The sequence below is a fragment of the Rathayibacter sp. PhB127 genome (assembly GCF_003751665.1).
Lineage (GTDB): Bacteria > Actinomycetota > Actinomycetes > Actinomycetales > Microbacteriaceae > Rathayibacter > Rathayibacter festucae.
Window position 1 is genome coordinate 1 of the sequence record NZ_RKHW01000004.1, and the last position, 24,387, is coordinate 24,387.

Sequence of the window (24,387 nt, forward strand, 5' to 3'; positions counted from 1 at the left end):
CGGATCACAAGACCCGGACGGGGTTATAAATTTGGCATTGAACATAGTGCACGCTGTTGAGTTCTCAAGAATCGGACACATCCCGCCTCCACACCTGAAAAGGTGCTTCACAACGGAAGTGATCGAAGATGTTGCCTTAGTCGGAAGACTTCGCTAAGCTGGAGAAGTTGTTCTCTCAGCCGCCGTGGCAACTTGACTAACTTAGCACATCCGCAGGCCGTGTCAAATCCGGCTTCTTCGCGATGCCGTTGCGCTCGTAGGCGCTCCGACGTTGCTCGGTTCCGGACCTGAGTCCATCGCCGGGCGGCGAAGTTGCTGGACCCGAAGGATCCTGCGAAGGCTTTACATCCGTACGGCAGACGTGACCCGAAGGACTGTCTTGCCGAGTGGATGGTGCCGAATGAGGCCGGGACGTTGAACCGTGCTCCCTGAGGAGCCCTGTTCTTCCGTTTCCCTGCGGCCTGTGTGGCGACTTGGAATAAGTTACGGCCCGATCCCGGCACTGTCAAACCGGGCCCCCGAAACCGCTCATCCCGGGCGTGTCGCGCTGCAGGTCCTCCCCAGGACGCGGATGCCGGAGCTCTCCACCGATCGCCCGGTCGGCCCTCTTCCGCCCCGGTACTGCTGGCCACAATGGGCGCATGTCTCTCCCCGACCAGCCCCGTCCCCTGCTCGCCTCCCTCGAGGATGCGGTCGCCGCGATCCGCACGGCGGCGTCGGACCGGCGTCTCCTCCTGGTGGGAGTCATCGGATCGCCGGGCGCCGGCAAGTCCACGATCGCCGAGCGGCTGCGTGCTCGCCTTCCCGGAGCGCTCGTCCTCCCGCTCGACGGGTACCACCTGCCTCAGCAGCGTCTGCGCGAACTCGGCCGGCGGGAGCGGATGGGCGCGCCGGACACCTTCGACGTCGACGGGTTCGTCGGGGCCTTGCGGAGTCTGCGGACCGCGCAGCCGGGCGGCACCGTGCGGGTCGCCTCCTTCGACCGCTCGATCGAGGAGGCGGTGCCGGACTCCCTCGCCCTCCCCGTGGGCGAGCGGACCGTCGTCCTGGTCGAGGGCAACTATCTGCTGCTCGAGGACGACGGCTGGGATGAGGTCGCGGGCCTCCTCGATCTGACGCTGCACCTGCGGGTCGAGCCGGCCCTCCGCCGACGGCGACTGGTCGCCCGGCACCTCCGCTTCGGCAAGACCCTGGAGGAGGCGATCGCCTGGGCCGACGGGCCCGACGAGCGGAACGCGGAGCGGATCGAGGCGGCGGGAGCGCGGGCCGACGCGATCCTCGAGGAGTCCGCTCCCCGCGCCGTGCGGATCCTTCACCTCTCGGACACGCACCTGCTCGCCGACCCCGCTGCCCGGTACAACCGCATCGTCGATCCGCGCGCCGCTCTCGACGCGGTGCTCGCCGCCCACTCCGCCGGCGCCGACCTCGACGCCGTCGTGGTGTCCGGTGATCTCAGCGACGACGGCGATCCCGAGTCGTACCGGGTCCTGCGCGCGAGGCTCGAGGAGTGGTGCGCCGAGCGGGATGCCGCGCTCGTGCTCGCCCTCGGCAATCACGACACCCGCGAGGGCTTCGGCTCCGACGGGCCCTGGAACACCGAGGTCGTCGTGCGCGGGGTGCGGATCCTCGTGCTCGACTCCTCCGTTCCGGGCGGAGCGTCCTGGGGACTCCTCACCGAGCCGACCCTGGCCTGGCTGCGGAATCGAGTGGCCGAGGATCCGGAGACACCGACGGTCGTGGTGCTGCACCACCCTCCGATCGAGGCGGTCACCCCGCTGCACCGGCGGATGGGACTCGCGAATCCGCACGACTTCTGGGAGGCGGTCGAGGGATCGACGCTCCGGGCGGTGCTCGCCGGCCACTGGCACCACGCTTTCGTCGACACGACCCTCCCGGCTCCGGTGGTGGTCGCTCCCGGTGCCGCGAATCGGACCGACGTCCTCGCCGGGCCGGAGCACGAGCGGTCGATCGCCGCGTCGGGGGCCGCGATCGTGGAGATCCTGCCGAGCGGGGTGCGCGTGACGACCACCGAGATCGATGCTCCGCACCGGGGCTCCGAGCTCTTCGACGTCAGCGGGGAAGTGCTCACCGACTGGCAGCGACGCCTCGGGTTCCCGGGATGACGCGGCCGCGCTCGAAGGGATGACTCCCTCGGACGGGGAAGCGGACGGCGCGGGGCCGCATGCGACAGCCCGCGCCGCCCGCTGCTCGGGGGCGCTCGGTCCGGGGGACCGGGCGGAGGCGCGCGGCACCGGGATCAGCCGGTACCGCGCACCAGGGGGTCAGGCGTGGATGCCGACCTCTTCCGGCGAGACGTCCGCGCCGGGGGCGGAGGGCTCGAGGGCCTCGGCGACGCGCTGCGACAGCGAGCTGTCCACGTTCGCCCAGTACTGGAGCACGCGCCGGCGCAGCTCCGGGCGGGTCACCTTGGAGACGTGGCCGGCGATGTTCGCGACCAGTCGCGCCTTGGCGTCGTCGTCGAGGACGTCGCGGTAGAGCGTGCCGGCCTGGCCGAAGTCGTCGTCCTCGGGGTGCAGGGTCGCCGCGGCCCGCGTGAGCGCACCGTCGGTCTCCCAGCCGGGGCCCTCCGCCGCGCGGGCGGGGTCGGCGTGCGCGCCGCCCATCGTGTTCGGCGCGTAGACGGGCACCTCGGAGCGCTGGAAGTCGAAGCGCATCGCGCCGTCCTTCGAGTACGAGTGCACCGGCGACTTCGCGGCGTTGACCGGCAGCTGCGCGTGGTTGGTGCCCACGCGGTAGCGGTGCGCGTCGGCGTAGCTGAAGATGCGGGCGAGCAGCATCTTGTCGGGGCTGGCCTCGATCCCGGGCACGAAGTTCGAGGGGGCGAAGGTCGCCTGCTCGATCTGCGCGAAGTAGTTCTCCGGGTTGCGGTCGAGGGTCATCGTGCCGACCTCGATCAGCGGGTAGTCCGCGTGCGGCCAGACCTTGGTGAGGTCGAACGGGTTGAACCGGTAGGACTCCGCGTCGGCGTACGGCATGACCTGGACGGAGAGGGTCCACGAGGGGTGGTCGCCGCGGTCGATCGCAGCGGACAGGTCGCGGATGTGGAAGTCCGCGTCCTCGCCGGCGATCTGGTCGGCCTGCTCCTGGCTGAGGATCTCGATGCCCTGGTTCGTCTTGAAGTGGTACTTCACCCAGAAGCGCTCGCCGGCGGCGTTGACCCACTGGTAGGTGTGCGAGCCGAAGCCGTCCATGTGCCGCCACGAGCTCGGCAGTCCACGGTCGCCCATCAGCCAGGTGACCTGGTGCGCCGACTCGGGCGAGAGGGTCCAGAAGTCCCACTGCATGTCGTGGTCGCGGAGGTGGGTGCCGGGCAGGCGCTTCTGCGAGCGGATGAAGTCGGGGAACTTGATGCCGTCGCGGAGGAAGAACACCGGGGTGTTGTTGCCGACGAGGTCGTAGTTGCCCTCGCTCGTGTAGAACTTCAGCGCGAAGCCGCGCGGGTCGCGCCAGGTGTCGGGCGAGCCCTGCTCGCCGGCGACGGTGGAGAAGCGCGCGAGCATCTCGGTCTCGACGCCGGGCTGGAAGAGCGCGGCGCGGGTGTACGCGCTGACGTCGCCGGTGGTGACGAAGCGGCCGAAGGCGCCGCCGCCCTTGGCGTGGACGACGCGCTCCGGGATGCGCTCGCGGTTGAACTGCGCGAGCTTCTCGAGGAGGTAGTGGTCGTGGAGCGCGATGGGGCCGTCGGCTCCGACGCTGAGCGAGTGCTCGTCGCTGGCGACGGGGGCTCCGGCATCGGTCGTCGTGAATCGTTCCTCGGTCATGAGTCCTCCTGTCGGCGGGGAGCGGGGAGGCCCTCCGCGGCGGTGATGGCGGGCGCCGGCCGGGTCTCGGCCTGCGCGAGGCAGTCGGGGCAGGTGCCCCAGAACGTGATGTCGGCCGTGTCGATGGCGAAGCCGCTCGACGACGACGGGTGCAGGCAGGGTGCCCGGCCGACGACGCAGTCGACGTCGGCGACGGCGCCGCAGCTGCGGCAGACGACGTGGTGGTGGTTGTCGCCGACCCGGAGCTCGAAGCGGCGGGCGTGACCCTCCGGCTCGATGCGGCGGGTGAGGCCGGCCTCGGTGAAGGCGGCGAGGACCCCGTACACGGCCTGGGCCGAGGTGTCGGGCAGATCGACGCGCACCCGCGCGAGGAGCTGATCGACGTCGGAGTGCGGGTGCCCCTCGAGCGCCTGCAGGACGGCCCGCCGGGTCGCGGTGGCCTTGAGCCCGGAGGCTCTCAGCCGGTCGTCCGTCATCGTCATGGGGACAAGGCTACCGAGTTGTGTTGAATAGTTCAAAACAACGGCGCGTCGCGGTCGGAGTGCGGGCGCCGCGGGCGCGTACTGGCGGGCGGGTCTCGATACGCCGCTCCGCGGCTACTCGACCAGCATGTTCGCCGCGGATGGAGCGGCGCGCTCAGCCGTGTTCATGCCCGCGGATCAGCCCGCGCAGCGGCCCGTCCATGCTGATCGAGCAGCCCGCGCCGCGGGCGTATCGAGATCCAACCCCGTCAGCACGCGGGTCTGCAGACCGCCCTGCTGGGCACGGCGGGTCTCGATACGCCGCTCCGCGGCTACTCGACCAACATGTGTGCCGCTCCGCGGCTCCTCGACCAGCATGCTTCTCGCTGATGAACGAGCCCGCGAAGCGGACCGCTCCTAGGCGACCGGACCCTCGACGAGGGTGACGGTCGCGGACTGCGAGGTGCCGGCGGCGGTGGTCCAGGTGAGGGTGACCGATTCGCCGGGCTCGCGCTGGGCGAGGTCCGCGGAGAGGGCGTCGCCGGAGGCGACGGCCGTGCCGTCGACCGCGGTGACGACGTCGCCGGCCACGAGACCCGCGGCGGCAGCGGGGGTGCCCTCGATCACGCCGGCGATCAGAGCGCCGGCCGCGGCGCTCGCGCCCGAGACGGCTCCGGAGGTGGTGCCCGCCGTCGTGCCGGACGGCAGCGAGACGCCGAGGAAGGCCGGGTAGCCGATCGCGACGGTCGACGTGTCGGCGCCCGCCTCGATCGTCGCGACGATGTCCAGGGCCTTCGAGATCGGGATGGCGAAGCCGGTGATGTCCGCGGTTCCACTGGAGGCGGCGGTGTCGATGCCGACGACCTTCCCGGCCGTGTCGACCAGCGGGCCGCCCGAGTCGCCCGCGACGATGTCCGCGTCGACCTGGATCAGGCCGGTGAGCTTCTCGCCGGTGATGCCGGTCTCGGCCTGGGTGGTGATGCTCTGGCCGAGGGCCTCGACGGTGCCGGCCGCGGCGACCAGATTGCCGGTCCCCTTCGCGTTGCCGACGGCGGTGACAGCGTCGCCGACCGCGACTCCGTCGGTGTCGAGGGTCGCCGGGGTGAGACCCGAGGCGTTCTCGAGCTGGAGCACCGCGATGTCGTTGGTCTTGTCGGTGCCGACGACGCGGGCGGTGTACGCCTGCCCGGTGCTCTCGACCGTGACGGTGATGCTGGTGGAGCCCTCGACGACGTGGTTGTTGGTGAGGATCATGCCGTCGGAGGTGAGGATGACGCCGGTGCCGGCGGAGGTCGCGCCCTCGTAGGTGAGGTCGGAGGTGATCGTGACGACGCCGGCGGTCTGCGCGGTGCTCGCGGGGACGGCGTCGGTCGCCGTGGACGTCGAGGTGGAGCCGGAGGTCCCCGAGCCGGTGCCGCCCGAGCCCGAGCCGTACCCGTACACCGACCCGCTGCCGGAGCCGTACCCCGAGGAGGATCCGCCCGAGGAGGACCCGCCCGAGTAGGGCAGCACGACGATGCCGCCCCCGAAGGAGCCGCGGGAGCCGCCGGGGTAGACGATGGTGCTGGCGGCGCTCGACGAGGCGGCCGAGGCGGACTCGGAGCGGCCGGCGAGCGAGACGCCGCCCGCGGTGACGCCGATCAGCAGGGCGAGCCCGGCACCGCCGGCGATCAGGGCGCGACGGCGGCGGCGGCGGTCGTCGGTCCGGAGCGCCTGGCGCTCCTCGGCGCCGGTGGGGTCCGTCGCGGTGGCAGCGGGCTCGCGCTCGGCGCCGTGGGATTCGGGTGACTCGTTCATGATGCGTCCTCGTGGCCGGGGCCGCCCCTGACGGCGACCGGACTCCATTCGACGACCCGCCGCATCGCGCGGGCTGGACGCTGCCTATGGCCATCCTATGAACCCGGCGACACCGTCTCCTCGACTTCCTCTCGCCAGGAAATAGTTGTGGCTACAACTGAGTTGGACCTAGCATGACCGGCATGACCACCTCCTCGCCCGACCTGCTCGCCCCCGACACCGTGATGGGGGCGGTCACCCTGCGCGTCGCCGACCTCGACGCGATGGTCGCCTACTACCGCGACGCCGTCCTGCTCGATCTGCTCTCGCAGGACGGCTCGGTCGCGGTGCTCGGCCGCGGCGGCGTCCCCGCGGTGATCCTCCAGCACGCTCCGGAGCTGCGGCACGCCGCCCCGCGCAGCGCCGGCCTGTTCCACACCGCGATCCTCTTCGAGTCGGAGGCGGCGCTCGCGGCCGCCGTGCACAGCGTCGCGACCCGGCACCCCGGCTCCTTCACCGGCAGCTCCGACCACCTGGTGAGCAAGGCGTTTTACTTCGACGACCCGGAGCACAACGGCGTCGAGCTCTACTGGGACCGCGACCGCAGCCAGTGGTCCTGGACGCACGGGCGGATCGAGATGTCGACGCTCTTCCTCGACCCGAACGCGTTCCTCCAGGAGCACCTGACCGAGGAGGCGATCGCGCAGCCGCGGCTCGGCGGCGCCTCGGTCGGCCACGTGCACCTGAGCGTCGGCGACGTCGCGACGGCGAAGGAGTTCTACGTCGACCGGCTCGGCTTCGAGACGACGATCGCCTACGGCGGGCAGGCGCTCTTCGTCTCGGCCGGCGGCTACCACCACCACATGGCGATGAACACCTGGAACTCGCTCGGCGCCGGTCGGCGGCAGCTCGCGCTCGGGCTGGGGCAGGTCGAGATCGTGGTGCCGGCGGCGGACGATCTGGGCGCGCTCGGCGAGCGCCTGCGCAGCGCGAGCATCGCGACCGCGGACGACGGGCGGACGCTGTCCTTCGAGGACCCGTGGGCGAACACCCTGCGGGTGACCGCGGCGGCCTGAGCGGACGGCCCGTCGAGACGGGCGATCCCGGGACGGATCGCCGGAAAGCCGGGCGGGTACGATGGGCGCGCGGAGATCCGCACAGCCCCTCGAGACTCCGGAGAACACGGTGCCCACGATCGTCGTTGAAGTCATGCCCAAGGCCGAGCTGCTCGATCCGCAGGGGAAGGCCGTCGCCGGCGCGCTCTCGCGCCTCGGCCACTCCGCCGTCACGGGCGTGCGGGTGGGCAAGCGCTTCGAGATCACCGTCGACGAGGTGACCGACGAGGTCCGCGCCTCGATCGCCGCCCTGGCGGACGACATGCTGTCGAACTCGGTGATCGAGGACGTCGTCGGCATCCACTACCCGGAGGCGTGAGCATGCGCATCGGCGTCATCACCTTCCCCGGCTCGCTCGACGACCGCGACGCCCAGCGCGCGGTCCGGTTCGCCGGCGCGGAGCCGGTGGCCCTCTGGCACGGCGACCACGACCTCGACGGCGTCGACGCGATCGTGCTGCCCGGCGGCTTCTCCTACGGCGACTACCTGCGCTGCGGCGCCATCGCCTCGCACTCGCCGATCATGCGCGAGGTGATCGACGCGGCGAACGCCGGCACCCCCGTCCTCGGCATCTGCAACGGCTTCCAGATGCTGACCGAGGCGCACCTGCTGCCCGGCGGCCTGATCCGCAACGACGTCGGCTCCTTCGTCTGCCGCGACCAGCGGCTCGTCGTCGAGAACGCCGCCACCGTGTGGACGAGCGACTTCGAGGCCGGCCAGGAGATCACCATCCCGCTGAAGAACGGCGAGGGCGGCTACATCGCCTCGGCCGAGACGCTCGCGGAGCTCGAGGGCGAGGGCCGCGTGGTCTTCCGCTACCTCGGCGCGAACCCGAACGGCTCGATGAACGACATCGCCGGAGTCGCGAACGCGCGCGGCAACGTCGTCGGCCTGATGCCGCACCCCGAGCACGCGGTCGAGCCGGGCTTCGGCCCGGACACCCCGGCGGCGATGCGCTCGGGCGTGGACGGGCTCGCCTTCTTCACCTCCGCGGTGCGCGCGCTGGTCGCCACGGCCTGACGCCCGGCCGCGCTACTCCTGCGCGGCGCGCAGACCCGCGATCTCGCGCGCTGCGCCGTAGAGCGCGAGGACGGCCGCGGCGTGCGCCTCGGGCGCGAAATCGGTGAAGGCGTCCCGGGCCGCCGCGGCCGCCGCGTGGACCGGGGCGCGGTCGCGGCAGAGCCGCTCCAGGTACTCGGCGAAGGCGGTCGGCTCGACGGGCGCGAGAAGTCCCGGGCCGTCGAGGCCCTCCGTGAGGGCCGGGTCGACGTAGAGGACTCCGCGGCCGCCCTGCAGCGCCTCGACCACGACCATCGGCTGATTGTCGAAGCCGGACGAGGTCAGGGCGACGAGGTCGGAGCGGCGGACGGCGTCGCCGATGAGGCGGTTCTCGACGAAGCCGCGGAAGACGACGGCCGGAGAACCCGCCGCGAGCCGGACCGCACGGGCGAGCGAGGGACCGGTGCCGATGATCTCGACACAGAGGGCGTCGGGGTCGCGGGCGAGGACGGCGAGGCAGGCCTCGACGAAGGGGACGAGCCGCTTCTCCGGTGCGCACCGGCCGACCCAGAGCAGGCGGAGCGGACCCGAGCCGTCCGGCGCGACGTCCGCGACGTCACCGGGGCCCGATTCCCGCGGGATCACGGTGTTGGGCAGCACCGCCACCCACGGCAGGCCGGCGCGACGGAGCGCCTCGGCCTGGTGGGCGGAGGGGGAGATCACGAGATCGGCCCGGGCGGCGGCGCTCCGGGTGACGTCGCGGAGGAGCGCGCCGAGGCGGTCGTCGCCGCCGCGTCGCGGGCGCGGGCGGCGACCGGTCACGGCGGCGACGTAGGCCGCGGCGAGCGGGGCCAGCATGCGGCCGGCGCGACCGGGCACGCCGCGCCAGAAGAAGGTGTGCACTGTGGCGACCGAGGGGATCGAGAGCGCCGCGGCGACCTCCAGTGCGGCGACCGCGAGGCCGAACTCGGAGTGGACGTGGACGGCGCCGACCCCCTCGTCGCGGAGCAGCCGCTCGAGCAGGGCCCGGGTGCGGCGGGAGTTGCGGACGACCGGCAGTTGCGCGACGGGGATCCGGGGTGCCGGGATCGGGCGGACGTCGATGCCGTCGAGCGGCAGCGTCGTGGCGGAGCGGGGGACGACCAGCAGGACGCGGACACCCGCCTCCACGAGGCTCCGGCACTCCGCGACCATCGCCGTCTGCGCGCCGCCGGTGTAGTCGAGCGCGTAGTCGCTGACGACCGCGACGGTCGGCTGCGCCGCCGAGGGAAACCGAGTACTGCTCATGACCATCGGGCGACGCTAGCAGCGGCCGGAGGGGCGGCTCCGCGGAGGCGCGTCGGGCGGCGCTGGGTGCGGCCGGGCGCCTCGGGAGGCGCGATGCGTGCTGCGCAGCATGCTGGTCGAGCAGCCCCGAAGGGGCGTATCGAGACCCCGCGTGCATGCGGTGGTGGATCTCGATACGCCCGCTGCGCGGGCTACTCGATCAGCATGGACGGCGCCCGCTCCGTGGACCGGTGCGTCGAAGAGGGAGCGCGGCGCAGCCGCTCGATCAGTGAGGGGGCGGCTGCGCAGCCGCTCGGTCGCGAGGAGGGGCTACGGGCCCGTCAGCACCTCGGGCTCCGGGGTCATCGAGATGGTGGGGATGGAGGCGGTGATCACGGTGCCGTCGGAGCGGCGGGTGCCCTCGATGTCGGAGGTGGTCGGCGCGCCGGTGAGGCGCGGGCCCTGGTGGCCGAGGCCGACGCGGACCGGGTTGCCGGACTCGACGTGCACGCGCTCGCCGCGGACGGTGATCGCCGCGGCGTCGCCGTCCTCGACGGTCAGCAGCACCGCCTCCTGGGTCACCTCGACCCGCACCCGCGTGCCGTGCAGCGTGATGCGGAAGGTCAGGCGGTCCCAGTCGTCCGGGAGGCGCGGGTCGAGCGTGATCCGCCCGCCGTGGTCGCGCATCCCGCCGAAGCCGTAGACCAGCGCGGACCAGACGCCTCCGGTCGACGCGACGTGGATGCCGTCGGCGGTGTTGCGGTGCAGGTCGGCGAGGTCGACGAACAGCGCCGAGAGGAAGTAGTGCCGCGACAGGTCGCTGTAGCCGACCTCGGCCGCGATGATCGACTGCACGACCGCCGACAGCGTCGAGTCGCCGGTGGTCAGGGCGTCGTAGTACTCGAAGTCGGCTCGCTTCTGCTCCGCGGTGAACTCGTTGCCCTGCAGCAGCAGCGCGAGCACCACGTCGGCCTGCTTGAGCACCTGGAAGCGGTAGATCACCAGCGGGTGGAAGTGCAGCAGCAGCGGGCGCTTGGACGCCGGGGTGTTCTCGAGATCCCACAGCTCCTTCTCGAGGAACGCCGCGTCCTGCGGGTGGATGCCGGCGCGCGCGTCGAAGGGGATGTGCATCTTGTCGGCCGCGCGGGCCCACTCGATGACCTCGTCCTCGTCCAGCAGCAGCCGGGCGACCATCCGCTCGTAGGCCGACGGCTCGACGGCCTTCAGCAGCTCGACGGCGCGGGCGGCCGCGCGCAGGTTCGAGCGGGCCATCACGTTCGTGTACAGGTTGTCGTTGACGACGGTCGTGTACTCGTCCGGCCCGGTGACGCCGTGGATGTGGAAGTGGTCGTCGCCGTTGCTGCGCCAGAAGCCCAGGTCGGCCCACATCCGCGCGGTCTCGACCAGGATGTCGATCGCGCCGCGGGCGAGGAAGTCGTCGTCGCCGGTCGCTCCGACGTACTGCATCAGCGCATACGAGATGTCCGCATCGATGTGGTACTGCGCGGTGCCGGCGGCGTAGTAGGCCGACGACTCCTGGCCGTTGATGGTGCGCCAGGGGAAGAGCGCGCCGCGCTGGTTGAGCTCGGCCGCGCGCGAGCGGGCCGCCTCGAGCATGTTCTGGCGGAAGCGCAGGGCGTTCCGCGCCACGAGCGGGGCCGTGTAGCTGAGGAACGGGAGGACGTAGACCTCGGTGTCCCAGAAGTAGTGCCCGCCGTAGCCGGAGCCCGAGACGCCCTTGGCCGCGACGCCGCCGCCGTCCGTGCGGGCGGTGGACTGCGCGAGCTGGAAGAGGTTCCAGCGGGTGGCCTGCTGGATCGCCGGCTGACCGTCGATCTGCACGTCGGAGCGGGTCCAGAAGTCGTCGAGCCACTCGCGCTGCTTGCTGAACTGCTCCTCCACCGGGGTCTCGCGGGCGCGGTCGAGCGTCCGGTCGCAGCGGTCGGCGAGCTCGCGCACGGGGACGCCGCGCGAGGTGTGGTAGGTCAGCGTCTTCACCAGGCGCACCGGGACGCCGGCCTTCGCCTTCACGCGGTAGACGTGCTTGGCGAGGTCGTCGTCGATCTGAGAGGTCTGGTCCCACTCGTTCTCGGTCTCGAGCACGTGCTCGGCACCGCAGGCGACGGTCATCCGGGAGTTGGTGGTGCGGTAGCCGAGCAGGTAGCGCGTGCCGCTGACCCGCTTGAGCTGCGGCTGCAGCACCCGGTCCTCGAAGGACTCGGCCTTGCGCGGGTCGAAGCCGGCCGCCTCGCTGCCCGAGGGCGCGTGGTACTCGTCGACGCCGTCCTGGCGGTTGAGGATCTGACTCGAGATCAGCACCGAGGCGTCGTGGTCGAGCATCTCGACCTCGTAGTCGAGGATCGCGAGGTGCCGGTCGGTGAAGGAGACCAGGCGGCGCGAGCGGATCAGCACGCGCTTGCCCGAGGGGGTGCGCCACTCCAGCTCGCGGGTGAGCACGCCGTTCGCGAAGTCGAGGCGGCGCGTGTACGCGAGGACGTCGGCCTCGCTCAGCACGAACGGCTCGTCGTCGACGTAGAGGCGGATGATCTTCGCGTCCGGCACGTTGACGATGGTCTGGCCGACGCGGGCGAAGCCGAACGCCTCCTCCGCGTGCCGGATGGGCCAGGTCTCGTGGAAGCCGTTGATGAAGGTGCCGTAGGCGTAGCCGTCGCGGCCCTCCTCGACGTTGCCGCGCAGGCCCAGGTAGCCGTTGCCGGTCGCGAAGAGGGTCTCGGTGCGCCCCTGCAGCTCGGTGGCGAACTCGGTCTCGATCAGCGACCACTCGTCGACCGGGAACCGGTTGCGGTCGAGCGGGTCGGAGGTGATGGGGTTCATGCGGCGTCCTCGGGGGCGGGGGCGGAGGGGAGGAAGGGGAGCAGCTCGGCCAGGTCGTCGACGACGATGTCGGCGCCGTGCTCGAGCAGGGTGTCGCGGCCGACGCCGCGGTCGACGCCGACGACGAGGCCGAAGGCGCCCGCGCGGCCGGCGGCGACTCCGGAGTGGGCGTCCTCGACGACCACGCAATCGGCGGCGGTGAGCCCGAGCAGCTGCGCGGCGTGCAGGTAGGTGTCCGGCGCGGGCTTGCCGGCGATCGAGTCCCGGGCGGCGAGCAGGCCGTCGACGACGACCTCGAAGCGGTCGCGGATCCCCGCGGCCTCGAGCACCGGCACGCCGTTGCGGGAGGAGGTGACGACGGCCACCTCGACGCCCGCGGCGATCGCGGCGTCGACCAGGGCGAGCGAGCCCGGGTACGGGGCGACGCCGTTCTCGGCGAGGGTCTGATTGAAGGCGTCGTTCTTGCGGTTGCCGAGACCGCAGACGGTCTCGAGGGCGGGGTCGTCACTGGGCGAGCCCTCGGGGAGGGTGATGCCGCGCGAGGCGAGCAGCGCCCGGACGCCGTCGTAGCGGGGGCGGCCGTCGATGTACCGGAAGTAGTCGGCGTCGGTGTAGCCCTCGGCGATGCCGCGCGATTCGAGGTAGGGCGTGAAGAGGCGGGCCCAGGCCTGCATGTGCACGTCGGCGGTGGGGGTGAGCACCCCGTCGAGGTCGAAGAGCAGCGCCTTCGCCCGGCCGAGGGCGGAGGCGTCGGGGCGCGTCGGTGAAGCAGTCACAGCGGGGAGGACCTCTGGTCGGGGCACGGGTGCGGCGGGCTCCGCCGTCGACAGGCCGTCCGCGCGGACACCGGGTATCGTATACGCCCCCCGGTCGCCGTCTGGAACCGTTTACACGTCCGACATCTGCGGGCCCCGGACGGTCTGCGCGGCCGGTGCGCGCCAGTGGCCGCGGAGTCGCCTGCGGAACGAGGGCTGCACGACCGGATCCGCGGATCTCCGGGCGATCCCGGGCGTTCGGCCTTCGTTGCGCTGCTCGTCAGGCGGTCTCCGCGAGGGCGTCCCCTGCATCGGGGGTGGCCGCGAGCTGCGAGACGCGAGCGGGGCTGATCCCCAGGGCGGCCGCGACGGCCTCGACGGTGTAGCCGTCGGCGCGGAGGGTCCGGACGGCCTCGCGGCGGAGTACGCCGGCGTGCCGCAGTGCGGCGCGGGCCGCCTCCTCGGCGCGGGCGCCCTCGTTCCAGATCGCGAGGACCTCGGGCGGCGCCTCGACGGTCACCCGCACGTCCACCTCGTCGACGCCGACGTCGAGGTGCACGGCGGCGAGCTCGCGGGCGGCGGCCGGGATGCCCCGGGTCGAGACCGCGCCTCCGGTCGCGACGATCTCGACTCCGTTCGGCGCGGTCGACGTCAGCTCGGGGATCTCGATGGTCCACCAGGGAGTGCCGTCCCGGTAGGCGCGGGCCGCGAGGACCCGGGGTCCGCTCGTCATGGTCATCAGGGTATTCCAGCCCTCCCTGCTGCTCAAGAGTCAGGGTGGGCTTGAACTTCGTGGAGAGCGGAGGAATCTTTCGCCTGGGGAGGAGACCCGCGCCGGGCGGTCAGCCGAGGGGCTGCAGGTCGGCCTCGTCCGGGCCGGCGGTCAGGCGGTGGCGGCCGAGCGGGAGCATCAGCGGGGTGCCGGAGGTGGGGTCGGTGATGATGCGGCTGTCCAGGCCGAAGACGGCGCGGACCGTGTCCTCGGTCAGGACCTCGGCGGGGGTGCCGGCGGCGTGCACGGTGCCGCCGGCGAGGGCGACGAGGTGGTCGGCGTAGCGGGCCGCGAGGTTGAGGTCGTGCAGGACCATCACGACCGTCGTGCCGCGGTTGCGGTTGAGGTCGACGAGGAGGTCGAGCACCTCGACCTGGTGGCTGACGTCAAGGAAGGTGGTCGGCTCGTCCAGCAGCAGCAGGTCGGTCTCCTGGGCGAGGGCCATCGCGATCCAGACCCGCTGGCGCTGGCCGCCGCTGAGCTCGTCGACCGCGCGGTCGGCGAGGGCAGCGGTGTCGGTCGCGTCGAGCGCGGTCGCGACGGCCTCGTCGTCGTGCGCGTTCCAGCGGCTGAGGATGCCCTGGTGCGGGTGGCGGCCGCGGCCGACGAGATCCGCGACGGTGATCCCCTCCGGAGCGATCGGCGACTGCGGCAGGAGGCCCAGCGTGCGCGCGAGCTGCTTCGCGGGCGTCCTGTGCACGGCCTTGCCGTCGAGCAGCACGGTGCCGGCGCGCGGCGCCAGCAGTCGCGACATCGAGCGCAGGAGGGTCGACTTGCCGCAGGCGTTCGCGCCGACGATGGCGGTGATCCGGCCGGGCGGGACGACGAGGTCGAGTCCCTCGACGACGGTGCGGTCGCCGTAGCCCAGGGTGAGCGCGTCGACGGTGAGGGTGTGCTCGGCGGTCACAGGGAGCCTCCCGATCGGTTGCTGCGGACGATGAGGTAGATCAGGTACGGCGCGCCGAGCACGCCGGTGACGACGCCGACCGGGTAGCGCAGGCCCAGCGCGTACTGCCCGACGAAGTCGGCGACGAGCACGAGCAGCGCGCCGACCAGCGCCGACGGGATGAGCAGCGAGCGGCCGGGACCGACCAGCCGCGCGGCGATCGGGCCGGAGAGGAAGGCGACGAACGCGATCGGGCCGGCCGCCGCGGTCGCGAAGGCGATCAGGCCGACGGCGGCGACGATCACGACGAGGCGGGTGCGGTTCACCCGGATGCCCAGCGCGGAGGCGGTGTCGTCGCCGAGCTGGGTGCCGGAGAGGTCGCGCGAGCGGGCGAGCAGGACGGGGGTGAGGACGACCACGGCGATCAGCACCGGCACGACCTCGCTCCAGCGGGCGCCGTTGAGGCTGCCGGTGAGCCAGCGGCTGGCCTCCTGGAAGTCGAAGGCGGCGGCGCGGGAGAGCACGTAGGCGGTGACGCTGTCGAGCATCGCGGCGACGCCGATCCCGATCAGGATCAGCCGGGTGCCCGCGACTCCGCTGCGGTAGGAGAGGGCGTAGACGACGAGCGCGACGAGGAGGCCCGCGGCGATGGCGAGGACCGAGACCTGCGTCGCTCCGAGCGACAGCGTCACGATGGCGAAGGCCGCGGCGGCGCTCGCCCCGGCGCTGATGCCGATGATGTCGGGGCTGGCCAGCGGATTGCGCAGCATCGTCTGGAAGGCGACGCCGCCGAGGCCGAAGCAGAGGCCGACGAGCACGCCGAGGATCGCGCGCGGCAGCCGCAGGCGTCCGACCGTGAAGGAGGCGCCGGGGACCTGCTCGCCGAGGATCACCCGGACGACCTCGGCCGGCGAGTAGATCGTCTGGCCGACGATCAGCGAGACGGCGAAGACGACGACGAGCAGCGCGACGAGCACGGCGACCACGGTGCGGCGGCGGGCCCCGCGGCGGCGACGGCTCGCCGCGACGGCGAGGGCCGTGGCGGAGGGTGCGGCGGAACGGGCCGCGGGCCGGGACTGCACGGCGGTCACAGCTCGCGCACCTTCTGCCGGCGGACGATCGCGATGAAGACAGGGGCGCCGATCAGCGCGGTGATGATGCCGACGTCGATCTCGCTCGGGCGCGCGACGATCCGGCCGACGACGTCCGCGCCGATCAGCAGGACCGCGCCGGCGACCGCGGAGAAGGGGAGCAGCCAGCGGTGGTCGACGCCGACGAGCAGCCGGCAGGCGTGCGGGACGACCAGGCCGACGAAGCCGATCGGCCCGGTGACCGCGGTGGTCGCTCCGCAGAGGACGACGGCGCCGAGGGCCGCCGCGCCGCGGGCCAGGGCCACGCGCTCGCCGAGGCCGGCCGCCAGCTCGTCGCCGAGCGCCAGGGTGTTGAGACTCTTCGCCGAGAGCACGCAGAGCACGAGTCCGACGGCGAGGAAGGGCAGGACCTGGCCGATGCTCGCGAAGGTGCCGCCGCCGACCCCGCCGATCTGCCAGGAGCGGATGCCGCCGGAGAGGTCGGCGCGCGGCAGGACGATCGCGCTGATCACGGAGACGAGCGCGGCGGAGGTGGCGGCGCCGGCGAGCGCGAGCTTGAGCGGCGTCGCTCCCCCGCGGCCGAGCGAGCCGACGACGTAGACGAAGACGGCGGCGACGGCCGCGCCGCCGATCGCGACCCAGATGAAGCCGGTCGCGGTCGAGAGGCCGAAGAAGACGATGCCGGTGACGACCGCGAGCGAGGCGCCGGTGTTGACGCCGAGGATCCCGGGGTCGGCGAGCGGATTGCGGGTGACGCCCTGCATCAGCACGCCGGCGACCCCGAGCGCGGCGCCGGCGATCGCGGCGAGGACGGTGCGCGGGAGGCGCTTGGCGACCGCGGCCTGCCCGAAGCCGTCGGTGGAGCCGCCGAACGCGGCGACCACGTCGCTCCAGGCCACGTCGCGCGAGCCGATCATCACCGAGACCACCGCGACGCCGGCCAGCACCAGCAGCGAGACGAGCAGCCAGAGGGCGCGCAGACGCCTCGGGCGCCGCACGGCGGCGGCACCCGAGACGGGAGGTGCGGTGAGGGTCACGCGGTGGGAGCTCACGCAGTCGGGAGGGAGTGGATCACGCCGCCTTGTCCGCGGCCTCGGCCAGCATGGCGAGGTAGTCGTCCAGCACGTACGAGATCGACAGCGGGGTCGGGTTCGCGGCGGTGCCGAGCGGCGTGGAAGGCAGGCGGACGATGGCGTCGTTCTGCACGGCCGGGATCTGCGAGAGCAGCGGGTCGGCCTTGAGGGTGTTCACGAGCTCGTCGTCGCCGTAGGTGACGATGACGTCGACGTCGTTGAACGCGTCGGCCTGCTCGGCGCTCTGGGTGAGCGAGAACGCGTCGGTGGTGGCCGAGGCGGTCGCGATGCTCTCCGGCGTGGTCAGGCCGAGGTCCTCGAAGAAGGCCGGGCGGGTGTCGTGCGTCGTGTAGAAGCTGACCTGGCTGAGGTCGGTCGGGTCGACGTGGGTGAGGAACATCGCCGAGGCGCCGGCGAGCTGCGGGTGCGCGGCGACCTTCTCCTCGATCTCGGTCTCGAGCTCGCCGATCAGCGCGGCGCCCTCGTCGGCCATGCCCATCGCCTCGCTGTTGAAGGTGATGGTGTCGCGCCAGGAGGTGCCCCAGGCGGTCTCGGGGTAGGCGACGACGGGCGCGATCTCGGTCAGCGTGTCGTAGTCCTCCTGGGTGAGGCCGGAGTAGGCGGCGAGGATCACGTCGGGCTGCGTGTCGGCGACGGCCTCGAAGTCGATGCCGTCGGTCTCGTCGAAGAGGACGGGAGTCTCGCCGCCGAGCTCCTCGAGCTTCTCGGACACCCAGGGGAGCAGTCCGTCGCCGTCGTCGTCGCCGAAGTTCGCGGCGGCCATGCCGACCGGGACCACGCCGAGCGCGAGCGGGACCTCGTGGTTGGCCCAGTTGACGGTCGCGACGCGCTCCGGCTGCGACTCGATGGTCGTGGTGCCGAGCGCGTGCTCGATGGTGATCGGGGTGAAGTCGCTGTCGGCGGTGTCGGAGCCGGCCGCGGCGGACGAGCAGCCGGCGAGGCCGACGGTGAGCAGGGCGGTCGCGACGAGCGCGAGCGACTTGGTGGCGCGGGGCATTGTTCCCTTTCGGAAGGCTGTGGTCGTGGCGCGCAACGGGCGACGGACGCCGTGCACTAAGGACAGCCTAACCAAAGAATGTGCGAGTTCTCAGCCGGAAAGGGCTGCGCGGTCCGCATCTCAGGCGGTGACGAGCTTCTCCACGGTGCGGAGGTTCCGGGTCGTCGTGGTCGAGCGGAAGACCGCACGGGCCAGGATCTTCGCGGCCGGAGTGTCGGTGGAGGAGCCCTTCGGGCAGCGCCAGTAGAGGACGCCGTCGCCGCGGGCGAGCAGCTCGACATCCGGGTCGGTCGCGCCGACCGCGGACTCCGCCGCGTCGAGGGCGGCGGAGTCGGAGCCGAAGACGACGTAGGGGTGCGCGGTCTCGTCGATCCGCTCGAACGGGTAGGCGGCGGCCGCCGCGGCGAGCGCCTCCTGCGTGACGAGGACGATCCAGGCGTCGTAGCCGAAGCGCTCGCCGAGGGCCGCCTCCAGCGCGGGCTTCAGCTCGGCGGGGTCGCGGTCGGAGTCGAAGGCGGCGTTGCCGCTGGCGAGCACCGTGCGGACGGCCGTGCCGCCGACGCTCGCGACGGTGGCGGCGAGGTCCGCGCTGCGGACGGTGCGGCCGTTGACGTTCACTCCGCGGAGGAGGGCGACGAGGCGGGTCATGCCGCCGACGGTAGCGTGGCGGGATGGCGCGCGGTGGACGGATCTTCGGGGGCGATGCGGCGCGGACGGGCGCGGACACGGGCTCGGACACGCTCGAGGCGGCGATCCTGCGTGCGAGCACCCGCGGGCCCGGCGCGCGGACCCGGGCGGAGATCGTGCCGCCGTCGGGGCGGCACCTCGTGCTGCCGTCGATCTCGGGGACCGTGCTCGCGGTCGACGTCGACGCACTGGTGGCGCTGGCCGCGTCGGAGGACCTGCTGATCGCGCTGGAGCGGCGGCCAGGCGACTTCGCCGTGGCGGCGACTCCGCTGCTCTCGTGGTGGTCGGCGGACGAGACGGTGCCGGACGAGCAGACGGAGCGACGGCTCGACGCGCGCGCGCTCGCCGCGGTGACGCTCGGGCCGGGTCCCGGGACGGATGTGGAGTCGCGGCTGCGCGGGCTCGTCGCGCGGGCGGACATGGACGGGCTGGCCGCGGCGCTCGCGCTGCTGGCCCGGGTGCCGGATCCGCCGGCGGCGTTCCAGGACGCGGACGGCTTCTGGCGGCTGATGGTGCCGGAGGCGCCGTTCGAGCGGCGGCTGCTGCTGGCGCTGGCGGTCGAGGCTCCGGCCGAGCGGGTGCTCCTGCTGCTGCGCGACTGCGGGTTCACGGCGACGCTGCCGCGGCGGCGCGCGGTGATCGCGGCGGCCTGCGCGCGCGTCGTGGCGGCGGCGCCGGACCCCGGGGCGCTCGCCGGACTGGCGGAGGCCGTCGACGACGCGCTGGAGAAGCGCTGGCGCGCCCTCTGACCACCTCCGGCACGCGGAACCGGCCTCGGCACGCGGGAACCCGCTGATCCGGCGAGCCGGACGCGAATCCGCGAGCCGGATCTCGCCCGGCCGCACCTCCGGCACGCGGAAACACCCTTGGCTCGCCGAAACGCGCGGATCCAGCGAGCCCGACGTGATTCCGCGTGCCGAAGCTCCTGGGCCGCACCTCTGGCACGCGGAATCACCCTCGGCACGCGGAATCACCCTCGGTACGCGGAAGCCTGCTGATCGGACGAGCTCGACCCGTTTCCACGAGCCGGAGCTCCCCCGACCACACCTCCGGCACGCGGAAACACCTTCGGCACGCCGAAACGCGCGGATCCAGCGAGCCCGACCCGAATCCGCGAGCCGGAGCTCCCCGGGCCACACCTCCGGCACGTGGAAACGCCCTCGGCTCGCGAAAACGGGCGGATGCAGCGAGCCCGACGCGGTTCCGCGAGCCGGAGCTCCCCGGGCCGCACCTCCGGCACGTGGAAACGCCCTCGGCTCGCGAAAACGGGCGGATGCAGCGAGCCCGACGCGGTTCCACGAGCCGGAGGTGGACCCGCGAGCACGCGGCGTGCGCCGAGCGACCGCCGCTCCGGCCCCCGGAGCACCCGCGCAGGCCGGGTGCCTAAGCTGGACGGATGTCCCTTCCCGGTCTCGAATTCCGTCGCTTCCCCGCCGCCCTGACCACCGAGGGCGGACCCGACGCCGCCACGGCCGCCTGGGGCACCGCGATCAACGCGGGGTTCCACGAGAAGGAGTACACGCCGGAGCAGTGGCGCGACTGGGCCGAGCACATGGTCGCCGACCAGCGCGAGCTGACCGCGGTGCACGACGCAGCCTCCCCCGAGGGCATCGACGGCGAGTCCGTCCCGGTCGCCACCTACGCCGCGTTCCCCGGGTCGCTGCAGGTCGGCCGGGGGCGCGAGCTCGCCGCGCACCTCGTCTCGCAGGTCACTGTCCGGGCCACGCACCGTCGCCGCGGGATCCTCCGCGCCATGATCACCGACGACCTGCGCCTGGCCCGCGAATCGGGCGCCGCGGTCGCCGTGCTCACCGCGAGCGAGGCCTCGATCTACCGCCGGTTCGGCTTCGGCCGCTCGGCGTTCACCCGCTCGATCCGCGTCGACACCGGCCCGCGCTTCGCTCTGCAGGTCGAGCCGGCCGGCCGCGTCGAGGTCGTCGCGACGACCTGGCTGCAGTCGCGGGTCGAGGAGGTCTTCCGCGCCTTTCACGCGCGCACCCCCGGCTCGCTGACCCGGCAGTCGCGCTACGCCGCGAACGCCGTCGGCACCGAGCCCGGCGAGACCGCGCCGGGCCGCGCCGTCCGCTCCGCCGTGCACCTCGACGCCGACGGCCGGCTCGACGGCTACGTCACCTACAAGGCCGTCGGGCCGGACGAGGACGACCGAACCCTCGAAGTCGTCGACCTGGTCGCCGCGACCGCCGACGCCTACCTCGGGCTCTGGGGCTTCCTCGGCGCCGTCGACCTCGCCTCGACCGTCACCTGGGACATGGCTCCCGTCGACGACCCGCTGACCTGGGCGCTGCGCGACGCGCGCGTCGTGGAGGTGACGAAGGTCGCCGACCTGATCTGGACCCGCGTGCTCGACGTGGCGGCGGCGTTCGGTGCGCGGCCGTGGACGAGCGACGGCACGCTGGCGCTCGCGGTCCGCGACGAGCTCGGCCTCGTCGACGGGACCTACCGCATCACGGTCGAGGGCGGCGAGGGCCGGGTGGAGCGCAGCGACGACGCGGCGACCCTGTCGCTGGACGTCGCCGACCTCGGCACGCTGCTGCTCGGCTCCGCCCGCCCGTCCACGCTGGCGCGGGCCGGAGCGGTGACGCTGGCGGAAGCGGACCACGAGAGCGTCGACCGCTTCTTCGCGCCGATCGCGGCGCCGTACTGCATCTCCTTCTTCTAGGCGGCACGTACGGGGAAGTCATGCTGATCGAGTAGCCCGCGGAGCGGGCGTATCGAGATCCACCATCGCCAGGAGGAGAGTCTGCAGACCCGGCCTGCTGAGGACGACGGGTCTCGATACGCCCCTGCGGGGCTACTCGACCAGCATGTCGCAGCCCCGCCGCGTCCTCTCGACCGGCATCGCGCGGCCCAGCCGCGTCCTCTCGACCGGCATCGCGCGGCCCAGCCGCGTCCTCTCGACCAGCGTGCCGAGCCCGGGACTCGCAGGGTCCTCCGGGTGTCCCCGCAACCGCGGTCGGTCATGCTGGAGGATCCCGACCCGCGAGGAGTTCCGCATGGGCGCATCCGTGATCGTCGACGCCGTCGTCGTGCTGAGCCTCATCGGCGCGCTCGTCGACGGTCTGCGCCGCGGCTTCCTCCGCACACTCGGCGGCCTGGCGGGGGTGGTCGCCGGGGCGATCGCCGCCTCCTTCGCCGTTCCCGCGGTCTCCGTCTGGGCGGCCGGCAGCGAGTGGCGGCTGCTCGCCGTGATCGGCACCGCGGTGCTGCTGCTCGGCGTCGGCTACGCGATCGGCGCGACCATCGGCGCCGTGTTCGGCCGCGGCGCCGACAAGGTCAAGCTCGGCCTGCTCGATCGCCTCGCCGGCGGGGTCGCCGGCGTCGCCATCACCGGGCTGGTCTGGATCGCCGTCACCTCGGCGGTCTCGCTGCTCGGCGTCCCACTGGTCACTACGTCCGTCGCGGGCTCCACCGTCATCCGCACCATCGACGACCTCACGCCCGACCCGGTCCGCGGCTTCCTCGCGCAGCTGCAGTCGACCGTCGTCGACGAGGGCACCTCCTGGATCGTCGAGGCCCTCGACGCCCCGACCGAGGCGCCGGTCATCCCCAGCGTCGCGACGGACGACCCCGAGGTCGCGACCGCGACCGACTCGGTGGTGCGCGTCTCCGGCACCGCCTGGGCGTGCGATGTCGGTGTCACGGGCAGCGGCTTCGTCGTCTCGGACGACCGGGTGATCACCAACGCGCACGTGGTGGCCGGAGTCTCGCAGCCCGTGGTCGAGGCGCCGAACGAGCCGCCGCGCACCGGCCGCGTCGTCTACCTCGACGCCGCCGCCGACCTCGCCGTCATCGCGGTCGACGGGCTCTCCGCCGCGCCGCTCGCCCTCGACGACGCGGTCCTGGCCGGCGATGACGGCGTGGTGGCCGGCTACCCGTTCGGCGGTCCGCTGACGCTCGGCGCCGCGCAGATCTCCTCCGACGCCACCGTCTCGCTGATGGTCGACGGCGCGCCGACTTCGCGCGAGGTGCTGACGCTCGCGGCCCTCGTGAACCAGGGCAACTCCGGCGGACCGCTGCTCTCCCTCGACGGCACCGTCTCGGGCGTCGTGTTCGGCAAGGCCGCCTCGGTCGACAACGTGGGCTACGCGATCCCGCTCTCGGTGCTCGGACCGGTGGCCGCCGAGGCGCCGGCGCTGACCGCGACCGTCGACTCCGGGCCCTGCCGATCCGCCTGATCACGAACTCCCGCGCGCAACATCAGCTGAGAAGGGGGTCCCTCGCCCCACAGCGGAGGCACCCCCTTCTCAGCTGATGTTGTGCAGCGCAACCGCGCACACCCCGGTCACTCCGCCGGCAGCGGGCCGTCCGTGAGCACCAGCCGCAGCTCGTCCAGCTGCACCACGGTCGGATCGGTCGCCAGGTACTCCTCGACCCGCGGATCCAGCGGGAAGCGCGCCGACTCCTCGATCGCGATCGCGACGATCCCCTCCGACGCCGGATCCGCCGTGTACCGATCGCCGATGTAGGGCACGTAGACCCCCGACGACATCCCCTGCACCAGCACCAGCCCGCCGTCGAGCCCGCGCTCGTGCAGCGCGGCCGCCACCCGCGCGATCCCGGTCGGCCGCTCCTGCGCGATGCCGACGGAGGTCGCCGCCGCGATCACCAGCGAGGCCACCAGCAGCAGGACACCGGCCGGCCGCGCGATCCGCCACGGCAGCACGAGCCCGTCGCGCAGCGCCTCGGCGATCCCCACCCCGGCCAGCACGCAGAGCAGCCACGCCCACGCCACGTAGTAGTGCGGCAGCGCGACGGCGCTGATCAGCAGGTGGAACACCAGCAGGAGCAGCGTCGCGCCCGCCAGGTACAGCACCAGCGCCCGCCGCCGCGGCGCGAGCAGCGCCAGCAGCCCGCCCAGCACGAGCACGGCGAGCGCCGCCGGACCGACGCCCGACAGCATGAACCAGAGGTTCGCCCACCACGGTGGGAAGCGGTACGGCGCCCCCGCGACGTCGATCATGTGCCCGCTCGCGTTGTGCTCGCTCTGGAAGTCGAGCAGGTAGCGGATCGCCTCGACCGGGTGCACCGGCAGGTAGGCGAGCACCGCGGTCACGAGGAAGGCGAGCGCGAAGGCCGCGAAGCCCCGGAGCGCCCGGCGGCGGTCGCCGATCAGCAGCAGCGGCACGAGGAACACCGGCGCCAGCGCCAGGGTCGTCAGCTTCGAGGTGACCGACAGCGCGAAGAGGACGCCGGCGACGGCGATCAGCCGACCACTGCGCTCCCCCGCCGCCCCGCGTCGCGCCCAGGTCCAGGCGGCGGCCATCGCGGCGACCGCGAAGAGCACCATGAACGGCTCCAGGAGCGCGAGCCGGTCGATCCGGGTGCCGCCGGTCGCGGTGGTCCGCGGGAAGAGGAGGAACAGGCCGGCCGGGATCAGCGCCAGGACGGTGCCGAGCTCGCGCTTCAACCAGAACCAGAGGATCACGCCGGTGAGGAGGGTCGCCGCGCCGGCCGCGATCCGCCCCGCGAGCAGGCCCTCGCCGAGCACGACCTGCGCGAGTCCGATCAGGTACTTCGCGGTCGGCGGGTGCTCGAGATTGGGCGTCATGTCGCCGTGCAGGTAGCTCCAGCCGACGGAGAGGTAGGCGGGCTCGTCCGAGGAGATGTTCGCGGCGCCCAGGTTGCCGAAGCACTGCCAGAGCGCCCAGAGCAGGGTCGCGAGGACGGCCGCGGCCCTCGCCGTGCCGGTTCCGCGTGTCGTGCCGACGGCCCGCGCCGTCTCGCTTCCGCGCGCCGTGCCGATCCCCCGCTCCACCCGGCCGATCCTAGGCGGCGCCCGATCGACGGGAAGGACGCCGAGAGGCCGCCCCCGAGCGCCGACCGCCCGCCCCGGTAGGATCGTCGCGCATC

The 24,387-nt window shown here is 73.0% G+C and carries 20 protein-coding genes; 7 read left to right on the forward strand and 13 right to left on the reverse strand.

Annotated features, from left to right (window positions below):
* Positions 1-641: 641 nt before the first annotated feature.
* Positions 642-2,123, forward strand: coding sequence for a metallophosphoesterase (locus EDF22_RS16500; RefSeq protein ID WP_123705969.1), 1,482 nt, complete (start codon positions 642-644; stop codon positions 2,121-2,123).
* A 159-nt stretch (positions 2,124-2,282) separates the two neighbouring features.
* On the opposite strand, the gene EDF22_RS16505 is transcribed toward EDF22_RS16500, so the two are convergent.
* The 3 genes from EDF22_RS16505 to EDF22_RS16515 all read right to left on the reverse strand — a co-directional run bounded on the left by EDF22_RS16505 (position 2,283) and on the right by EDF22_RS16515 (position 6,040).
* A complete protein-coding gene (locus tag EDF22_RS16505) occupies positions 2,283-3,782 on the reverse strand; it encodes a catalase (RefSeq protein WP_123705970.1) in 1,500 nt (499 codons plus the stop codon).
* Positions 3,779-4,264: a Fur family transcriptional regulator gene (locus tag EDF22_RS16510; protein ID WP_185020575.1), complete on the reverse strand. Its 486-nt coding sequence runs from the start codon at positions 4,262-4,264 to the stop codon at positions 3,779-3,781. Before EDF22_RS16510 ends, EDF22_RS16505 begins: the two co-directional genes overlap by 4 nt.
* A 396-nt stretch (positions 4,265-4,660) precedes the next feature.
* Complete coding sequence (locus EDF22_RS16515) at positions 4,661-6,040, reverse strand: S1C family serine protease (RefSeq protein WP_221180962.1); 1,380 nt, start codon at positions 6,038-6,040, stop codon at positions 4,661-4,663.
* A gap of 182 nt (positions 6,041-6,222) precedes the next feature.
* On the opposite strand from EDF22_RS16515, the gene EDF22_RS16520 reads away from it, so the two are divergent.
* From EDF22_RS16520 to purQ, 3 genes are all read left to right on the forward strand, one after another.
* Positions 6,223-7,095 carry a VOC family protein gene (locus tag EDF22_RS16520; RefSeq protein WP_397460173.1) on the forward strand — a complete coding sequence of 291 codons (873 nt, stop codon included), beginning with the start codon at positions 6,223-6,225 and terminating at the stop codon, positions 7,093-7,095.
* 109 nt (positions 7,096-7,204) lie between these two features.
* Positions 7,205-7,453 (forward strand): phosphoribosylformylglycinamidine synthase subunit PurS, encoded by a 249-nt coding sequence (gene purS / locus EDF22_RS16525; RefSeq protein WP_123447082.1) that lies wholly within the window; start codon positions 7,205-7,207, stop codon positions 7,451-7,453.
* 2 nt (positions 7,454-7,455) lie between these two features.
* Positions 7,456-8,154 carry a phosphoribosylformylglycinamidine synthase subunit PurQ gene (gene purQ / locus EDF22_RS16530; RefSeq protein ID WP_123447083.1) on the forward strand — a complete coding sequence of 233 codons (699 nt, stop codon included), beginning with the start codon at positions 7,456-7,458 and terminating at the stop codon, positions 8,152-8,154.
* Between the two features lie 12 nt (positions 8,155-8,166).
* On the opposite strand, the gene EDF22_RS16535 is transcribed toward purQ, so the two are convergent.
* From EDF22_RS16535 to EDF22_RS16575, 9 genes are all read right to left on the reverse strand, one after another.
* On the reverse strand, positions 8,167-9,420 hold the full coding sequence (locus EDF22_RS16535; RefSeq protein WP_185039028.1) for a glycosyltransferase family 4 protein: 1,254 nt from the start codon (positions 9,418-9,420) through the stop codon (positions 8,167-8,169).
* Positions 9,421-9,729: 309 nt separating this feature from the next.
* Entirely contained in the window at positions 9,730-12,234 is a 2,505-nt protein-coding gene (locus tag EDF22_RS16540) for a glycoside hydrolase family 65 protein (RefSeq protein WP_123705973.1), read from the reverse strand.
* Positions 12,231-13,010: an HAD family phosphatase gene (locus tag EDF22_RS16545; protein WP_123705974.1), complete on the reverse strand. Its 780-nt coding sequence runs from the start codon at positions 13,008-13,010 to the stop codon at positions 12,231-12,233. Before EDF22_RS16545 ends, EDF22_RS16540 begins: the two co-directional genes overlap by 4 nt.
* Positions 13,011-13,269: 259 nt before the next feature.
* Positions 13,270-13,722: a hypothetical protein gene (locus EDF22_RS16550; RefSeq protein WP_148059219.1), complete on the reverse strand. Its 453-nt coding sequence runs from the start codon at positions 13,720-13,722 to the stop codon at positions 13,270-13,272.
* Between the two features lie 109 nt (positions 13,723-13,831).
* Positions 13,832-14,668 carry an ABC transporter ATP-binding protein gene (locus EDF22_RS16555; protein WP_123705976.1) on the reverse strand — a complete coding sequence of 279 codons (837 nt, stop codon included), beginning with the start codon at positions 14,666-14,668 and terminating at the stop codon, positions 13,832-13,834.
* Positions 14,665-15,738 (reverse strand): FecCD family ABC transporter permease, encoded by a 1,074-nt coding sequence (locus tag EDF22_RS16560; protein WP_397459921.1) that lies wholly within the window; start codon positions 15,736-15,738, stop codon positions 14,665-14,667. Before EDF22_RS16560 ends, EDF22_RS16555 begins: the two co-directional genes overlap by 4 nt.
* Positions 15,735-16,790 carry an iron ABC transporter permease gene (locus tag EDF22_RS16565; RefSeq protein ID WP_260303522.1) on the reverse strand — a complete coding sequence of 352 codons (1,056 nt, stop codon included), beginning with the start codon at positions 16,788-16,790 and terminating at the stop codon, positions 15,735-15,737. Before EDF22_RS16565 ends, EDF22_RS16560 begins: the two co-directional genes overlap by 4 nt.
* A 19-nt stretch (positions 16,791-16,809) precedes the next feature.
* A complete protein-coding gene (locus tag EDF22_RS16570) occupies positions 16,810-17,829 on the reverse strand; it encodes an iron-siderophore ABC transporter substrate-binding protein (RefSeq protein WP_123705977.1) in 1,020 nt (339 codons plus the stop codon).
* A gap of 120 nt (positions 17,830-17,949) precedes the next feature.
* Positions 17,950-18,477 (reverse strand): DUF1697 domain-containing protein, encoded by a 528-nt coding sequence (locus EDF22_RS16575; protein ID WP_123705978.1) that lies wholly within the window; start codon positions 18,475-18,477, stop codon positions 17,950-17,952.
* 23 nt (positions 18,478-18,500) lie between these two features.
* On the opposite strand from EDF22_RS16575, the gene EDF22_RS16580 reads away from it, so the two are divergent.
* From EDF22_RS16580 to EDF22_RS16590, 3 genes are all read left to right on the forward strand, one after another.
* Positions 18,501-19,265: a DUF2254 family protein gene (locus EDF22_RS16580; protein WP_123705979.1), complete on the forward strand. Its 765-nt coding sequence runs from the start codon at positions 18,501-18,503 to the stop codon at positions 19,263-19,265.
* A gap of 647 nt (positions 19,266-19,912) precedes the next feature.
* On the forward strand, positions 19,913-21,196 hold the full coding sequence (locus tag EDF22_RS16585; protein ID WP_123705980.1) for a GNAT family N-acetyltransferase: 1,284 nt from the start codon (positions 19,913-19,915) through the stop codon (positions 21,194-21,196).
* Between the two features lie 334 nt (positions 21,197-21,530).
* Entirely contained in the window at positions 21,531-22,712 is a 1,182-nt protein-coding gene (locus EDF22_RS16590; RefSeq protein WP_185039048.1) for a MarP family serine protease, read from the forward strand.
* Positions 22,713-22,819: 107 nt separating this feature from the next.
* Here EDF22_RS16590 and EDF22_RS16595 read toward each other — a convergent pair whose 3' ends face one another.
* On the reverse strand, positions 22,820-24,292 hold the full coding sequence (locus tag EDF22_RS16595; protein ID WP_185039052.1) for a glycosyltransferase family 39 protein: 1,473 nt from the start codon (positions 24,290-24,292) through the stop codon (positions 22,820-22,822).
* Positions 24,293-24,387 lie beyond the last annotated feature (95 nt).

Bases quoted from the DNA above. Each gene is read 5' to 3' on its own strand.
- EDF22_RS16585 (WP_123705980.1), top strand. From the start codon at position 19,913: ATGTCCCTTCCCGGTCTCGAATTCCGTCGCTTCCCCGCCGCCCTGACC.
- EDF22_RS16580 (WP_123705979.1), top strand. From the start codon at position 18,501: ATGGCGCGCGGTGGACGGATCTTCGGGGGCGATGCGGCGCGGACGGGC.
- EDF22_RS16570 (WP_123705977.1), bottom strand. From the start codon at position 17,829: ATGCCCCGCGCCACCAAGTCGCTCGCGCTCGTCGCGACCGCCCTGCTC.
- EDF22_RS16500 (WP_123705969.1), top strand. From the start codon at position 642: ATGTCTCTCCCCGACCAGCCCCGTCCCCTGCTCGCCTCCCTCGAGGAT.
- EDF22_RS16590 (WP_185039048.1), top strand. From the start codon at position 21,531: ATGGGCGCATCCGTGATCGTCGACGCCGTCGTCGTGCTGAGCCTCATC.
- EDF22_RS16540 (WP_123705973.1), bottom strand. From the start codon at position 12,234: ATGAACCCCATCACCTCCGACCCGCTCGACCGCAACCGGTTCCCGGTC.
- EDF22_RS16550 (WP_148059219.1), bottom strand. From the start codon at position 13,722: ATGACGAGCGGACCCCGGGTCCTCGCGGCCCGCGCCTACCGGGACGGC.
- EDF22_RS16510 (WP_185020575.1), bottom strand. From the start codon at position 4,264: ATGACGATGACGGACGACCGGCTGAGAGCCTCCGGGCTCAAGGCCACC.
- EDF22_RS16575 (WP_123705978.1), bottom strand. From the start codon at position 18,477: ATGACCCGCCTCGTCGCCCTCCTCCGCGGAGTGAACGTCAACGGCCGC.
- EDF22_RS16535 (WP_185039028.1), bottom strand. From the start codon at position 9,420: ATGAGCAGTACTCGGTTTCCCTCGGCGGCGCAGCCGACCGTCGCGGTC.
- EDF22_RS16505 (WP_123705970.1), bottom strand. From the start codon at position 3,782: ATGACCGAGGAACGATTCACGACGACCGATGCCGGAGCCCCCGTCGCC.
- EDF22_RS16515 (WP_221180962.1), bottom strand. From the start codon at position 6,040: ATGAACGAGTCACCCGAATCCCACGGCGCCGAGCGCGAGCCCGCTGCC.
- EDF22_RS16520 (WP_397460173.1), top strand. From the start codon at position 6,223: ATGACCACCTCCTCGCCCGACCTGCTCGCCCCCGACACCGTGATGGGG.
- purQ (WP_123447083.1), top strand. From the start codon at position 7,456: ATGCGCATCGGCGTCATCACCTTCCCCGGCTCGCTCGACGACCGCGAC.